The following is a 14,455-nucleotide window of genomic DNA, read 5'->3' on the forward strand; positions in this document are numbered from 1 at the left end:
CCGAAACCGGGCGATCATCAGGAGGGCGCACGAGATGAACCGATTACTGATCAGCGGATTGGCGGCCGTGACGTTGGTCGTGTCCGGGGGAGGTGCCGCCACCGCTTCCGACGGCGCTCCGCCGCGCACCACGCACGGCCCCTGCCAGTACACACAGACCCCGGACGAGCCGCCCGCGCGCCGTGTTCCGCTACCGCCCGACCCACGGCGCACCCCCAGCCGCGGCGTGATCGACATGGCCGTCCCGACCAGCCAGGGACCCCTCCCGCTGCACCTTGACCAGGCCAAGGCACCGTGCACGGTCCAGAGCTTCCTGCACCTGGCCCGGCACGGGTTCTACGACCGAACGGTGTGCCACCGCCTGACGGCGTATCCGACGCTGAAGGTCCTGCAGTGCGGCGACCCGACCGGTACGGGTGAGGGCGGGCCCGGGTACAAGTACAAGGACGAGCTCCCGGTGGACCTGCCGCCCGCACCGACCGATCCGACAGGCGCGCGCCGCCTCTACGGGCGCGGCCTGCTGGCGATGGCCAACGCCGGGCCGGACACGAACGGTGCACAGTTCTTCGTCGTCTACGGCGACTCCGCACTGCGACCGAACTACACGGTGTTCGGCACGGTCGGCCCCGACGGCCTGGCAACGCTCGACAAGGTCGCCGCCGGAGGAATCCAGCCGACCGCGGAGGAGCCGGCACCGGTCGACGGCACACCCGTACTGCGGACCGAGCTGTTCCGCGTCCGGCCGTCCGGCTGGCACTGACGCCCCCTACGGTCCGCGCGGCTTGTGCACCTTGTCCCGTCCCAGGCTCTGCCTCGCCGACGTGACCCGTGCACGGGCTGACCGGCCCGCTGAACCCACAACCCGACTGCCCGGCGGCCGGGGCACGCCACGGACCCGGCCGCCGGGCAGTCCCAGCGCGCCTCGGCAAGCCTCCCCGGCAGGGGACGGCTGTAGGCCGCACCCGGTTCCGGAGGGGGGTTGCACCAGACGCGGACGCGTTCGTCGCCGACATGCCCTCCTGGTTCCGCCTGGACCGCACTACGGGCCAGCAGCAGGCCCCGTACGGCGCCGCCGAGAAGGACACCCTCCGCCAGAAGCCGACCGGCCGGCTCGTCTCTTCGATCCAGCCGGGGTCCGAGAACGCCGGCTGCCCTGACACGTCGCCCGCCACGACGGTCGTGGCGGGGTCGTGGCCCTGCTGGGCGAGGAACGGCGCGAACACCTGCCAGTCGCGGCGCAGGAGATGCCCGAGCGCGTTGCGGGTGCTCTGCGTTGTCTTCGGCCGCCGTTCGCGCAAGCCCCACTTTGCGCGGCGCAACATCACCGGCTCCGGCCGACGCGGTGAACGTCCCGTACGTCAGGGTGACGGCCAAACCCGGCGCCCCGGCCGTGACCGTGACGCCCGGACTCGATCTCGGTGCCAGGATCCGGGTGTGGAACGCGTCCTGGTCCTCGGGATCACCGGAGCCGGCAAGTCCACCCTGGCGCGTGCGCTGGGGCGGAGGCTCGGCCTGCCCTTCCACGAACTGGACGCCCTGCACTTCGCCGGACCCGCGTGGCAGGTCAGTGCCACGTTCGCCGAGGACACGGCCCGCATCGTGGCGGGGGAGCGGTGGGTGCTGGACGGCCAGGGGCCGGAGGCGGTCCGGGACCTCATGTGGGAGCGGGCCGACGCCGTGGTGTGGCTCGACTTCCCGCGGCGCGTGGTGATGCTGCGGGTCCTGCGGCGCTCACTGCGCCGGAGCCTGTTCCGGGAGCGCCTGTTCGGAGGGAACCGCGAGCGGTGGCGCGAGTGGCTGCGCGGGGACCATCCGGTGTGGTGGGCCTGGTCCCGGCACGCCGAGCGACGGGCCGACATCGGCCGGCGCGCCGCCGACCCGCGGTTCGGCCCGGTTCGCGTCATCCGCCTGCGCAGCCCGGGCGAGGCCGAGGCCTGGCTGAACGGCCGGACCGGTCCCCGCCTCGATCCCGGTTCCGATCCCGCTCAGGGCAGGATCGAGTCGACGTAGCCGCCGTCGACCCGTACGGCCCCGCCCGTGGTGGCCGAGGCCAGCGGTGAGCTCAGGTAGACCACCATGTTCGCGATCTCCTCGGGCTCGATCAGCCGTTGGAGCAGCGACTGGGGCCGGTGCTCGCGCATGAAGGCGCGCTGCGCCTGGTCCCAGGGCAGGTCCCGGTCCACCAGCTCGTAGACGAAGTCCTCCACGCCACCGGTGTGCGTCGGGCCGGCGATCACCGAGTTCACGGTCACGCCCGTCCCGGCGGCCTCCTTGGCGAAGCCGCGGGACACGGCGAGGAGGGCGGTCTTCGACATGCCGTAGTGGATCATCTCGGCCGGGACCGCCACGGCCGAGTCGCTGGCGATGTTCTGGACGCGGCCCCAGGAACGCTCGATCATGCCCGGCAGGTAGTGCCGGGTCATCCGTACGGCCGTCAGCACGTTCGTGTCGAAGTAGCGCCGCCACTCCGCGTCGTCGATCTCCAGAGCCGGACGCGCGCCGAAGATCCCGAGGCTGTTGACCAGGATGTCCACGTCAGGCGCCGCAGCGAAGACGGCCTCCGCGCCCTCGTCCGTCGCGATGTCGCCGGGCGCGGCGAAGAACACGCCGCCGCTCCCCGAGCCCAGCCGCGCCACCGCCGCGTCGACGGACTCCTTGCCCCGGCCGTTGACGGCGACCCGCGCGCCGGCCGCCGCCATCCCGGCGGCGATGGCGGCGCCGATGCCCTGGGTGGAACCGGTGACCATGGCCGTCTTCCCGGAAAGATCGATGCGCACGCTGCCTGCCCCTGCCCCTGCCCGTCTGCCGTGTGGTTGGACGTCGTCCTGAGTGCGACTTCCCGCCTTCTGCCCGGATGACACCTGTGCGTACTGCAGGTGCCCAGAGGCCCGAGGCCCGAGGCCCGAACGGAATTCCCTGGCGGCGGTCGACGGCCCGGTGACGGGTGACCGGGTACGGGGGGCGAGGCCGCCCTGCTGCGGACCAGGGCGGGCGTACCGCCCGGGGTCGCGGCGTCGAGAAGGCCCCGCCCGGTCAGCCGCCCTGGCCGGCGCTGCCGATCGGGCCGACCTTGATCGGGGAGCCGGAGCCGTCCGTGACGGGCAGGGTGGCGGCGCCCGGCCAGGCGAGGGAGACCGGCTTCGTCTCGTCCGGCGGGGTCACGACCAGCCCGGTGATGCGGACGCCGGAGCCGCCCGACGTGTTGAGCGGGTAGTTGACGCCGAAGTAGACGGACGTGCCCGTCTTGAGGACGGCCGGGCCGGGGTGCTCGCCGGTGCGCTTCGCCGACAGCGATCCCGCGCTGGTCTTCACGTCGACGCCCGCGTACTCGGAGAGCGTGCAGTCCCCGCTCCCGCGGTTCTTCAGCTGCACCGCGACGGTGCCCTCGGCGTCGCCGCCGACGGTGCTGTCGCTCGCCGTGATCTCCAGGTCGTCGGTGCGGCACTTGCCGCCCTTGGCGCTGTCGCCGGAGCCGGCCCCGGCGGCCGTGCCCTTCCCGTTGGAGCCCGTCCCGGCGGAACCCTGTCCGCTGCCCTGGTTCGCACTGCCCGCGCTCGAACCGCCGCCCGACGAGGAGGGGGTGGACGGGGTGGAAGCGGCGGGCGCGGTGGGCGCGGAGCCTTGTGCCGCCCCGTCCTCGCTACGCGTCGCCGACCAGCCGCGACGCCGGATCGAGCCACGGTTACCCACCGGCTACCGGCCACCTGGCCGCCGGGACGGACCCGTGACGTGGCGGATCTTGACCACAGGGGCTGACATCCCCCCTCAAGTCGTCCGTGCGGCGCGACGTGCGGCCTCAGGAGACCGGCCCGTAGCTGCCCCGGCCCGTCAGCCACAGGCCCACGAGCGGGGAGAACGTGAAGACCAGCTGGTCTCGGTGGTGGCCGGGCCGCTCAGCCGCCCGGAACCCGGGCAGCTCCGGAGCCGGGGGAGGCTGACCGGTCAGCCCACGAGGTCCGGCGCCCGGAGCACGGCGGACGGAATGCCCCAGGCGTCGACGAGGTCGACGGCGAGCGGACGCACCTTGCGGCAGAGGCCGTTCACCTCGCGGCTGATCGCCTTGGAACGCTGGACGGTCAGCCGCCCGTGCTCCATGAACCAAGCCCGGTCCGCCTCGATCGCCGACAGGGCGAACAGGTCGCACAGCAGGCCCAGGGCCGCCTTCCCACCCCCCTCGGGCAGGGCGCGCACCTGGTCCACGAAGGCCTCCGCGACCAGCCGCTCGACATGCGCGCGGGCGAGGGCGATGACGTGGTCCTGGACCTGCGAGAACACGGCGCCCGCCGCGTGCTCCTGGTCGATTCCGCGCTTGATCCGCCGGGCCAGCCCGGCGAGCAGGTGCTCCTCGCGGAAGCGGAACATGGCCAACTGGTACTCCGGGTCGAGCAGGCCGGCTTCTCGGTCCCAGGCGTCGCCGCCGGGCAGCAGATCGCGTACCCGTTCGAGCAGTTTGTGTGCCGAGGTCCGCTCGATGACCGTTTCGACGGCCAGGCCGGTGACGTAGCGGACCATGCCGAGCTGGTCGAGTCCCTCGAACTCGCTCGCGTGATCGGTGAGCAGCCCCTTGGCCACGAGCTGCAGCAGGACGTGGTTGTCGCCTTCGAAGGTGGTGAAGACGTCGCTGTCGCCCTTCAGCGCGGCGAACCGGTTGACGGCGAGGTAGCCGGCGCCGCCGCACGCCTCGCGGCACTCCTGGACGACGCGGGTGGCGTGCCAGGTGCTGAGCGCCTTCATGCCCGCCGCCCGTGCCTCCAGCCGGCGTCGCGCCCGCGCGTCGTCCTCGATGCCGGAGAAGACCTCGTGCAGCTGGGTCCGCACGACGTCCTGCGCCGCGTGCAGGGCGTAGGTCCGGGCGATCAGCGGCAGCAAGCGGCGCTGGTGCAGCCCGTAGTCGAGGAGAACCTGCTCCTCGGAGCCCTGACCCACCCCGAACTGCCGGCGTCGCGCGGCGTACTTCGTGGCGACCGTCAGCGCCACCTTGGCGACGCTGGTCCCGGCACCGGCGACACTGACCCGGCCCTGCACCAGGGTGCCGAGCATGGTGAAGAAGCGCCGGTTGGGATCGTCGATCGCGCTCTCGTAGCCGCCCTCCGGTGTGACGTCGGCGAACCTGTTGAGCAGTGCCTCGCGCGGTACCCGTACGCCGTCGAACCAGATGCGGCCGTTGTCCACGCCGTTGAGCCCCATCTTGCGGCCGTCGTCCTCGATCCGGACGCCGGGCGCCGTCCTGCCACCGGTCCGCAGCGGTACGACGAAGGCGTGCACGCCCCGCGACCTGCCGTCCACCTCCAGCTGGGCGAAGACGACCGCCAGTTCGGCATGGCGGGCCGCGTTGCCGATGTAGTCCTTGCGGGCGTCCTCGTCGGGGGTGGTGATGACGAACTCCCCGGTCGCACTGTCGTACGTCGCGACCGTGCCGAGCGCCTGGACGTTGGAGCCGTGGCCGGTCTCGGTCATCGCGAAACAGCCCATCAGCGCCCCGGTGATCAGGTCCGGGAGGTGGGCCTCGTGGTGGCGCCGGGTCCCCAGGTGCAGGATCGCGCCGCCGAAGAGGCCGAACTGCACGCCCACCTTCACCAGGACGGAGAGATCGCCGAATGCCAGGGTCTCGAACGCGGCGATCGATGCCCCGACGTCCCCGCCCCCGCCGTACTCGACGGGGAAACCCATGCCGGTCTGGCCGGTCGCGGCCATCTTGACGACGATCTCCCGCACCCGCTCGCGATACGCGTCGATGCCGAGTTCGTCGGCCTCGTCGAGGATGGAGGAGTACGTCGTCAGGTTGCCGCGGACCAGGTCGCGGATCCCGGCGTACTCCCCGTCGAGGACGGCCGTCAGCGAAGCGACGTCGATATCGGGCTGCACGTAACCGGTCGCGGGTACGGAAGAGTTCTCAAGTGCCATGCCGATCCGCTACCCCGCCGAAGGGTGCTCAACCAGGGGCGGACGAGCGCCGGCCCTGGGGGAGGGGGCAACGCCGCCGCTCAGGCCGTGGGCGGGGTGAAGTCCACGAGGAGGGACCTCGGGCCGCGGGTGAAGACGCCCTGCTCGGCCGGGTCGTAGCCGGAGGCCGGCCGCAGGTCCTGCATGGCGTCCAGGAGCTGGTTCGTGGCGATCTCGACCTCGGCCCTGGCCAGCAGGGCGCCGACGCAGAAGTGCCGTCCGAGGGCGAACGCCAGGTGGTCCGCGGCCGCGGAGAAGGCCGTGGTCGCCGTCAGGTCGTCCCGGAAGACGTCGAAGCGGTCCGGATCCTTGTAGCGCCCGGGGTCGCGGTTGGCCGCGCCGATGAGGCAGGTGACGGTGGCGCCGGCCGGGACGGTGCCACCGCTCAGCGTGACGTCGACGGCGGCCTGACGCATGATCATGTGTACGGGCGGGCTGTGGCGCAGCGTCTCCGCGAAGGCCCGGTCGATCAGCGCCCGGTCCGCCCGGACGGCGGCGAGCTGCCGCGGATCGGCGAGCAGGTTCGAGAAGAGTCCTGCGATGGCCTTGTCCGTGGTCTCGGCGCCCGCCGTCAGCAGCAGGCTGCAGAACGCCTTGATGTCCTCGTCGCTCATGCGAACCCCGTCGACCTCGGCGGTGCAGAGCGCGGACAGCAGGTCGTCACCGAGGTGTTCGCGCCGGTCCCTGATGACCGGCAGCATGTACGCGGCGAACTCGGCCTGGGCCCGCGCCCCGGCCGCCGCGCACTCGGGATCCCCGGCCAGGTTGCCGATGAACGCCACGAAGGCCCGGTACCAGCCGCTGATGCGCTCCTGGCCGGAGCGGTCCAGCCCGAACATGTCGGCGATGACGGTGACGGGGAAGCGGGAGGCGAAGCCGCTCACCAAATCCACCGAGCCGGCGTCGCGGAAGGCGTCGATCAGCTCCCGGGCATTGCGCTCGATGAGCGGAACGACCTTCTCCCGCAGCTCGTTGCCGCGGAAGGCCGGGGCCACCAGCGCGCGCCGGGTGGCGTGCTCGCGGCCGCTCATCTGGAGGAGGGTCTTGCCGTGGACGGGCTCGGCCTGCCAGGCGTAGTTGTCCGTGGTGAAGAGCGAATCCTTGTCCCTGAAGGCCCGCGCGACGTCTTCGTAGCGCGAGATGAGGTAGCTCTGCGTCGGCTCGTGCCAGACGAGGGGCGCGCTCTCACGCAGGGCCCTGTAGGTGGGGTACGGGTCGTCGGCGAACTCCTGCGACAGGATGTCGGGGATGGCGGGGACGTCGTGAGCGGCGGTCATGGAATTCCCCCGTCAGCTTGGCTTCCGTCGCCCCGACATCGTCGGCGCGGTGGCACCCGGCCTCTTTCTGCAAGGAAACACCACACTGCCCGCCGTGGCCAGGGTCTCGACACCCACGCCGAATTCCCCGGCGACGCGCTGGGCGCCACTGTCCCGGAGACCTCACCATCACCCCGGTGACCTGCGGAGTCGACAGGCACGCGGGAAACGGGAGTCGTATTTCACGCCCGCTCGGAATTGCGTCGAAAGGGCTTGTGGGAATGGGAGACCGGTGTGAATTCCGCGCGCCGAGCGCTGGCCGGGGCCCCTTCGATTCGGGACCTCCTGCTTGCCGAGGAGCCATGAGCGGGCCCGAGCCGAACCAGCTCCGGTTACTCCCCGGGAACCCGGCCCGGAGCGATCCCGACGGGGCGGAGACCGCTGCCACCGCCCCCCGCCCCCGGGATCGTTGCACGGGCTTCCGCCCTCGGCCACCCGCTCCGTGCGCCCGGTCTCGCGCCCCCGGCTCAGCCCTGTGCAAGGTCGGCCACGGGCTGCCACTTCTCCCACACCGCGAGACGCTGCTCGTAGTCGGCCTTGGCGATGCCGAGCGGCGCCGAACCGAAGAAGCAGCGCAGCGGCGGCTCGTCTGCATCGACGATCTTCAGCACGGCCGCGGCGGACGCGGTCGGATCGCCCGGCGTACCGACGCGCTTGCGGCGCTGCTCCTGCACCTCCTGGTGGAGGTCGGCGTACGCGGGCAGCGGCTCGGACGTGCTGGACGAGGAACCCGCCCAGTCGGTGGCGAACCCGCCGGGCTCGATCAGCGTGACCTTGATGCCGAACGGCGCCACTTCCTGGGCCAGCGCCTGGCTCATGCCTTCGAGCGCCCACTTCGACGCGTGGTAGATCCCGACCAGCGGGAAGGCGCTGATGCCCCCGATGGAGGAGACCTGGAGGATGTGGCCGCTGCCCTGCTCGCGCAGGAACGGCAGCGCCGCCTGCGTGACCCACAGGGCACCGAACAGGTTGGTCTCCAGTTGCGCGCGCGCCTCGGCCTCGGTGAGTTCCTCGATCATGCCGAAGTGGCCGTAACCGGCGTTGTTGACCACCACGTCCAGGCGCCCGAACCGCTCGTACGCCTGCCGCACGGCGGCGAAGTCCGCGTCACGGTCCGTCACGTCGAGGCGCAGGGGCAGCAGTCGCTCCCCGTACTTGTCGCGGAGGTCGCCCAGCGTGGAGAGGTCGCGCGCGGTCGCGGCCACCGAATCGCCGCGTTCGAGGGCGGCGATGGCCCACTCCCTGCCGAAGCCGCGTGAGGCACCGGTGATGAACCAGATCTTCTGCGTCATGGTGTGCTCCTCGAGGAAACTCGTCATCCGTTTGGTCAGCACGTCGCGGTGTTTCCCCACCAGCCAACACCATCGAGTGGACTCGAAGGCAACTCCGGCACCGGGGCGAGCCCGTCGTACGGGGCCCGGCCCCGTCGGCGCAACACCCCGGCGGCGCCTGCTCGGTGGCGGCCCGGCCGGCACGCGGATCCGCTGGGCGCGTACGGGATCCGTGCGGGGCGGGGGTTCAGCGGCGCAGGACCGTCGGGGCTGCTCGGCGACCGCACGGGTACCGGGGGCCGGTGCCGTTCGGCCTTCCGGCGCAATCCTGGGCGCTCTCCCCGCCCCCCTCCCGGGAGGCGGGCGTTCCGGCGCCTAGGTTGGTCGGCCGGAGCAGCGTTGCCTCAAGACCGCCCCCCATTACGTGGTGCTGCACGGCGATCCCGTGTCGACGCACAACTACCTGACCGTCCCGGCCTGCCGGATCACGGGCATCGAGTGCCCGTTCCTGCTGAACCCCAACGTCGCGAACTACTGGCACGAGGCCTGGGAGAACGCCCGCAGGGGCGGCGACGTTCCCGTGCAGTACGGCTACATCGGGCTGGGGATCAACTCGCAGTCCGCCCGGCAGCTCAACCAGCTGCACATCCACATGGCCGGGGTCCGGGACAGCACGCAGCTGCGGCTGCAGGCCCTGGACGCTGCGGGACGGGTCGCGACGCACCCGTCGCAGTGGGGGGACACCCAGTACCAGGCGCCGGTGACGGGAACGGGAGGGGACCGCACCTACCGGATCCTGCGGCTCCCTGCGTTGACGACGAACCTGTTCGCCCTGCTGAACACGAACGTGGTGCGACCATTCGGACTCCAGATGGCGGGCCAGACGCTGATCGTCGTGCCGAGGATGACCCCGACCGCTTTCGACGGCGCCTTCTACGTCCTCAACAGCGATGTCTCGCTCCCCAGCGGCACCATCACCTGCGACCGCCTGCTCGTGTACTGACGCCGGTCCGCGGGCGCCCGGCGGCCGGGCCGCCACCTGCGTACGACGGCCCGCACCTCGTCCGCCGCCCCGAGGCCCCTCAGGGACGGCGTCCGGCCCAGGCCACCAGCCGGTCGATGGCCGGGGCCCCGGCGTCCACGGCGACCACCTCGGCGAAGGGGATCCGCCCGCCACGGGTCTCGGCCGGCAGTGCGCGACGTACGACGTCGATCACCCGCTCGATCAGGGCCTGGTCCCACTCCGGGTCCTGTCCGGTCGCCCTGGCCAGGTCCCAGGTGTGCACCGTGAGCTCGTGGGTGTAGACGGCCGCGGCGGCCGCACCCGGCAGGACGCCCATCGGCAGGCGCAGCTGCCGCCCCAGGACGCCCGGATCCGCCCACACCTCCGCGACCTCGCGGGCACCCGGCTCCCAGGCCGCCGCCCATCCGCCGTCGGGGATCTCGTCGGCGAAGGACGGCACGCCGAACGGGTCCTCGCCGCGCCCGATCACCGAGATCCGGCGGACGACGGCGACGAGGTGGCTGGACAGCCGCCGCACGTCGAACTCCTCGCAAGGGGTCGGGGCGTCGTACTGCTCGGGCCGGACGGCGGCCAGCGTACGGCCCGCCAGCTCGACGGCCGCGGCGAGGTCGGCCCGCGGATCGAAGGAAGAAGGGGAAGGGGCAGAGGCGGGGTCGGAGGGGGCGGCGGCGGTACCGGTGGAGTCGGACGGCGTCTCGATGAGCTGCTCGGTGTGGTTCATACGTCCATCCTGGAAGCAAAAGTGGCCATCCTCCGGCCAGTTTTCCGCGGAGAATGCGAAGGCGACGACGAGCCCGCCCACGCAGGAGGAAAGAACGTATGAGAGCCGACCGTCTGGTGGCGACCCTGCTCTTCCTCCAGGAGCGCGGCCGCGTCACCGTCCCCGAAGTGGCCGCCGAACTGGAGGTGTCCCAGCGCACCGCGCGCCGCGACCTGGAGGCCCTGGCCACGTCCGGCATCCCCGTCTACTCGCAACGCGGCCGCGGCGGCGGCTGGTCCCTCGTCGGCGGGGCCCGTACCAACCTCTCCGGGCTGACGGCCGAGGAGATCCGGGCGCTCTTCCTGATCACCGGCCCCCTGTCGGCCACCCCCGAACTGCGCACCGCCCTGCGCAAGCTGGTCCGGGCCCTGCCGCCGCCCCTGAGGTCGCAGGCCGAGGCCGCGACCCGCGCGGGGGTCGTCGACGCCACGGACTGGTCCCGCAACGCCGTCACCGCCGATGCCGCCCACCGTTCCGCGCTCCAGGCCGCCGTCGTGGACGGGATCCGAGTCCGCCTCGGGTACGCGGGCCTCGGCAAACCCGCCGGCGAGCGTACCGTCGACCCGCTCGGGCTCGTGGCCAAGGCGGGGGTGGACTACCTGGTCGCCGGTACGGAGAGCGGCCTGCGCACCTTTCGGCTCAGCCGGGTCACCTCCGTCGTGCCGACCGGTGAACCGGTGGTCCGGCCGCCCGACTTCGACCTCGGCACGGCGTGGCGGGCGCTGTCCGGGGCCTTCCAGGACGGCATGTACGCGGTGACCGCCCGGGCCCGCGTCCGCCCTGACACGCTGTCCCTGCTGCAACGGTTCCTCGGCGGCCGTGTGCGGGTCGGCGGTCCGCTGCCCGACGGCTGGACCGAGGTCTGGGTGGCCGGCCCGGCCGCCAAGGCCCTGGCGGGCCACCTGGCCGGACTGGGGGCGGGGGTCGAGGTGCTGGAGCCGCCCGAGGTACGGCAGTGGCTGGCCCGGATCGGCGCCGAACTCACGGACACGTACCCGGGGGAGGAACCGCCCGCTCCACCCGGCCCGTAGGGTATATTCGATCTTGTGCTCGCAGCCGGGACTCCCGACCGCGGGGCTCGCGTTGGTGGTCCAAGGAAAGACACCCCACTTCCCGTGGGGGAATGCAGGTGCAAGGCCTGCCCAGCGCTCGATCAAGGCCCCGGCCTCCTCGCAGAGGCCGGGGCCTTTTGCCGTGTCACGGCCTCACCGGACGGTGACCACGCCGCTCGCCGGGGTGGGGCGGACCGCCGGTGGGCCGCCGGCGTCGTAGAGCACCTTCCCGGTGGCGGAGTTCACCGTCGCCGAGAACAGCCGCTCGCGACCGCCGACCGCCGCTCTGACGAAGTACCGCCCGTCGGAGTCGCGCTCCAGCGTGATGAACCTGATGTCGGCCCCTCCGGACACCTCGATCACATCGTCCGCGCCGAAGGTGCCTTCGGAGGCGGAGTCGGAGTCGGAGTCGGACGCGGGGGACGGCGCGTCCACCTCGTACACGGCCACGACCTGGCCGGACGGATCGACGACGTCGAGCCTCGCGGGGATCGAGGTCCCGCCCAGTGCCACGAGTACGGGCCCCTCGTCGCGGTAGTACAGAGCCAACGTCGCCACGCTCATGTCGGACACAGCCCCACCCCTCGATAGACGAACACCCACGGGACTCTGCCCTCGGCCTGCGCGTTCCACCGGCCTTCGAGGATTCCAGGTGGCTCCGGCCCGGCCGTCGGACGGGATGGTACGTCCCGGTCTCGGGCCTGTAGCAGCGCGTTTCGCCGCTCTCCAGGTCGTGGCAGCAGCCGTGGACACGCAGGCGGTCATGTCCGAGGGGTCCCTCCCGTCGGGGACGAAACCACCCGGGGTGCGGAGTGCGAAGACCTCGCCGGGGAGGGAGCCGACGATGAACGCCGCGTGCAGACGCGGGTCCGTGCAGGCGATGAGCAGGACGTCGGGGCGGGGGGCGCCGGCTACACCGGCTGGGCGACCTGGGCATCTGCCGGAGCGCCCGCGGCTGGCCTCCGTCGATCGCCCCGACCCCCGGGGGGGTCCCCTATCTCTTTGGTCAAGGTGGATGGGTGCTGGTTCGGGCGTCTGGAACGATGTGCTTGTGCATGCTGATGATCAGGTTGGCGAGGGTGTCTCTGCGGAGCTCGCGGTGTTCCTCCGGAAGGCTGCCGACGGCCGTCCGGTGAAGATCGTTCCTTCCGTCTGCGGCGGGTGTGGCGGGCGCGTGTTCTTCGTGCTCGTCGACGATGTCGAGGGCGGAGCCGAGCGGGTGTGCGCTGGTTGCGGCGGCCGTGCGTTCATCGCGGATAGCGAGGAGTTCTGGGAGGACGCGGACCCTGGCGAGGCCTGCTGCCCGTGCGGGAGCGAGGAGTTCGAGACCGCGGTCGCGTTCTCCCTGGCCGACGACGGATTGGTCCGCTGGGTGACCGTTGGGCTGCGGTGCCGGAAGGACGGCGCTGCGGGGGTCTATGCCGACTGGAAGATCGACTACGGCCCCACGGACCACCTCCTGACCCTGGTCTAGGTCTGCGGAGCGACGGCCCGGGGGATCTCCGGCGACCCGGTTGCCCAAGGGCTCCTCGACGCCCTCCTCAGCGACCTCACGCCGCAGCGGATCTGCGACCGCGGCCGGCAGGACGAGATCGACTTCCCCACGGCCAAGGGCGGAGGCGCCCGTCACGTCCTCGCCCTGGGGCACGTGCGGGGAAAAGCCACTGGAACCCCCGCCACCAAGAAGCGTACGTCCCGCGGGCCGCGGGACGCGTGACTGCTTGTCCGTGTCGACGGAGAACGGACCGTCGCAGACGGCTGAACGCCTCCGGGAGGGGGGCCACCGCCGAAGCCCTCCTCAGCACCCCCAGGCGCGGCTACCGTGGTGAGGAGACCCCGTATGGAGGAGCCCGTGAGCGCCCAGCCCGAGCACACGTGCGGCCGGGCACGGCCGGGCCGCACGGGGAACACCGGCACGATCGATGACGGTTCCCCACCCGGCCCGGGGTGCTGCTCCGCTCGGCCCATGCCGGGCTGCGAACCCCCTTGAGCCTCCCTACCGTGGCCGGATGGCCCTCAGTCCGTCAGCACACAGGCTCCTCGCCCGGGCGACCGCCCTGGCAGCCGGCGCGAGCGTCGTCCTCATGCCCCCGCTCACCGGCGCCGCGGCGTGGGCCGAGCCCGCTCCGCCGCGCGCCGAGGCCCCGCCGGACCCCGCGCTGCTGCACCGCCCCGGGGTCCAGGTCCGGCCCCGCCCAGGCGCCCCTGCCCTGCCCGACGACCTGTCCGCACTGTCCTGGCTGGTGGCCGACTCCGGAAGCGGGGAGGTGCTCGCCGCCCACAACGCCCACCTGGGACTGCCGCCCGCCAGCACCATGAAGACCCTCTTCGCGCTCACGGCCCTGCCCCACCTGCCGCGCGGCGGCACCCACACCGTCACCGACGCCGAACTCGCCGACGTGGGCGAGGGCAGCAGCCTCGTCGGGCTCGACGCCGGCCTGACCTACCGGATCTCCGACCTGTGGCGGGGCGTCTTCCTCAGCTCCGGCAACGACGCCGTCCACGTCCTCGCCTCCATGAACGGCGGCTGGACGCAGACGGCCGCCCAGATGCAAGCCCGGGCCCGCGCCTTGGGCGCGACCGACACCCACGTCGTCTCCCCTGACGGCTACGACGCCGAAGGCCAGGTGTCCTCCGCCTACGACCTCGCCGTCTTCGGCCGGGCCGGGCTCGCCGACCCCGACTTCGCCCGCTACGCGGCCCTCACCGACGCGCAGTTCCCCGGGGACACGGACGCCGAGGGGCGGCCGGCCTGGACGTACGGCATCGAGAACACCAACCGGCTGCTGACCGGCGAGGACGGCGTCGGCGTCTACCCGGGCATCGTCGGCGTCAAGAACGGCTACACCTCCGAAGCCGGATACACCCTGGTCACGGCCGCACGACGGGACGGCCGCACCCTCCTCGTCACCGTCATGAACCCCCAGCAGGGCGGCGCCTTCGCGGTGTACGAGGAGACGCGGGCCCTGCTGGACTGGGGCTTCGCCGCCGCCGGCCGGGTGGAGCCGGTCGGCTCGCTCCTACCGCCGCCCCGGCCCCAACGAGCCGGAACGGCCGCCCCGCCCGCCGCCCCGCCGCCCCCGGCGTCC

General features: G+C 72.5%; 12 protein-coding genes and 1 pseudogene. 6 read left to right on the forward strand and 7 right to left on the reverse strand.

What is annotated here, in order from left to right:
* Positions 1-34 precede the first annotated feature (34 nt).
* Together ACEPPI_RS07085 and ACEPPI_RS07090 are read left to right on the forward strand one after the other, a co-directional pair.
* Positions 35-760, forward strand: a complete 726-nt coding sequence (locus ACEPPI_RS07085; RefSeq protein ID WP_373914373.1) for a peptidylprolyl isomerase — start codon at positions 35-37, stop codon at positions 758-760.
* A gap of 674 nt (positions 761-1,434) precedes the next feature.
* Positions 1,435-2,010 carry an adenylate kinase gene (locus ACEPPI_RS07090; protein ID WP_373914374.1) on the forward strand — a complete coding sequence of 192 codons (576 nt, stop codon included), beginning with the start codon at positions 1,435-1,437 and terminating at the stop codon, positions 2,008-2,010.
* Here ACEPPI_RS07090 and ACEPPI_RS07095 read toward each other — a convergent pair.
* From ACEPPI_RS07095 to ACEPPI_RS07115, 5 genes are all read right to left on the reverse strand, one after another.
* Complete coding sequence (locus ACEPPI_RS07095) at positions 1,986-2,777, reverse strand: SDR family NAD(P)-dependent oxidoreductase (protein ID WP_373914376.1); 792 nt, start codon at positions 2,775-2,777, stop codon at positions 1,986-1,988. The genes ACEPPI_RS07090 and ACEPPI_RS07095 overlap by 25 nt on opposite strands.
* 256 nt (positions 2,778-3,033) lie before the next feature.
* Positions 3,034-3,690, reverse strand: a complete 657-nt coding sequence (locus ACEPPI_RS07100; protein ID WP_373914377.1) for a DUF4232 domain-containing protein — start codon at positions 3,688-3,690, stop codon at positions 3,034-3,036.
* A gap of 252 nt (positions 3,691-3,942) precedes the next feature.
* Positions 3,943-5,904: an acyl-CoA dehydrogenase gene (locus ACEPPI_RS07105; protein WP_373914378.1), complete on the reverse strand. Its 1,962-nt coding sequence runs from the start codon at positions 5,902-5,904 to the stop codon at positions 3,943-3,945.
* Between the two features lie 80 nt (positions 5,905-5,984).
* Complete coding sequence (locus tag ACEPPI_RS07110; protein WP_373914379.1) at positions 5,985-7,220, reverse strand: cytochrome P450; 1,236 nt, start codon at positions 7,218-7,220, stop codon at positions 5,985-5,987.
* A 506-nt stretch (positions 7,221-7,726) separates the two neighbouring features.
* Positions 7,727-8,551 carry an SDR family oxidoreductase gene (locus ACEPPI_RS07115; RefSeq protein ID WP_373914380.1) on the reverse strand — a complete coding sequence of 275 codons (825 nt, stop codon included), beginning with the start codon at positions 8,549-8,551 and terminating at the stop codon, positions 7,727-7,729.
* Between the two features lie 397 nt (positions 8,552-8,948).
* On the opposite strand from ACEPPI_RS07115, the pseudogene ACEPPI_RS07120 reads away from it, so the two are divergent.
* Positions 8,949-9,533, forward strand: a pseudogene (locus ACEPPI_RS07120) (CDP-diacylglycerol diphosphatase); the annotation flags it as partial.
* Between the two features lie 79 nt (positions 9,534-9,612).
* On the opposite strand, the gene ACEPPI_RS07125 reads toward ACEPPI_RS07120, so the two are convergent.
* Positions 9,613-10,275 (reverse strand): TIGR03086 family metal-binding protein, encoded by a 663-nt coding sequence (locus ACEPPI_RS07125; protein WP_373914381.1) that lies wholly within the window; start codon positions 10,273-10,275, stop codon positions 9,613-9,615.
* A 98-nt stretch (positions 10,276-10,373) separates the two neighbouring features.
* Between ACEPPI_RS07125 and ACEPPI_RS07130 the strand changes: the two genes are divergently transcribed.
* Positions 10,374-11,345 (forward strand): helix-turn-helix transcriptional regulator, encoded by a 972-nt coding sequence (locus tag ACEPPI_RS07130; protein ID WP_373914382.1) that lies wholly within the window; start codon positions 10,374-10,376, stop codon positions 11,343-11,345.
* A gap of 174 nt (positions 11,346-11,519) precedes the next feature.
* Here ACEPPI_RS07130 and ACEPPI_RS07135 read toward each other — a convergent pair whose 3' ends face one another.
* The gene (locus tag ACEPPI_RS07135) at positions 11,520-11,939 is read right to left on the reverse strand and encodes a hypothetical protein (RefSeq protein WP_373914383.1); all 420 of its coding nucleotides are present in this window, start codon (positions 11,937-11,939) and stop codon (positions 11,520-11,522) included.
* A gap of 442 nt (positions 11,940-12,381) precedes the next feature.
* Between ACEPPI_RS07135 and ACEPPI_RS07140 the strand changes: the two genes are divergently transcribed.
* Entirely contained in the window at positions 12,382-12,840 is a 459-nt protein-coding gene (locus ACEPPI_RS07140) for a hypothetical protein (protein ID WP_373914384.1), read from the forward strand.
* A gap of 535 nt (positions 12,841-13,375) precedes the next feature.
* Positions 13,376-14,455, forward strand: a 1,080-nt coding sequence (locus ACEPPI_RS07145; RefSeq protein WP_373914385.1) for a D-alanyl-D-alanine carboxypeptidase family protein, incomplete at its 3' end; no start/stop codon positions are given.

The organism is Streptomyces sp. AB3(2024) (assembly GCF_041862025.1).
In the GTDB taxonomy this organism is placed as follows: Bacteria; Actinomycetota; Actinomycetes; order Streptomycetales; family Streptomycetaceae; genus Streptomyces.

What these genes read in the sequence shown, in the direction of transcription:
- ACEPPI_RS07085 (WP_373914373.1), top strand. Translation starts at nt 35, where the DNA reads ATGAACCGATTACTGATCAGCGGATTGGCGGCCGTGACGTTGGTCGTG.
- ACEPPI_RS07105 (WP_373914378.1), bottom strand. Translation starts at nt 5,904, where the DNA reads ATGGCACTTGAGAACTCTTCCGTACCCGCGACCGGTTACGTGCAGCCC.
- ACEPPI_RS07110 (WP_373914379.1), bottom strand. Translation starts at nt 7,220, where the DNA reads ATGACCGCCGCTCACGACGTCCCCGCCATCCCCGACATCCTGTCGCAG.
- ACEPPI_RS07115 (WP_373914380.1), bottom strand. Translation starts at nt 8,551, where the DNA reads ATGACGCAGAAGATCTGGTTCATCACCGGTGCCTCACGCGGCTTCGGC.
- ACEPPI_RS07125 (WP_373914381.1), bottom strand. Translation starts at nt 10,275, where the DNA reads ATGAACCACACCGAGCAGCTCATCGAGACGCCGTCCGACTCCACCGGT.
- ACEPPI_RS07130 (WP_373914382.1), top strand. Translation starts at nt 10,374, where the DNA reads ATGAGAGCCGACCGTCTGGTGGCGACCCTGCTCTTCCTCCAGGAGCGC.
- ACEPPI_RS07140 (WP_373914384.1), top strand. Translation starts at nt 12,382, where the DNA reads ATGGGTGCTGGTTCGGGCGTCTGGAACGATGTGCTTGTGCATGCTGAT.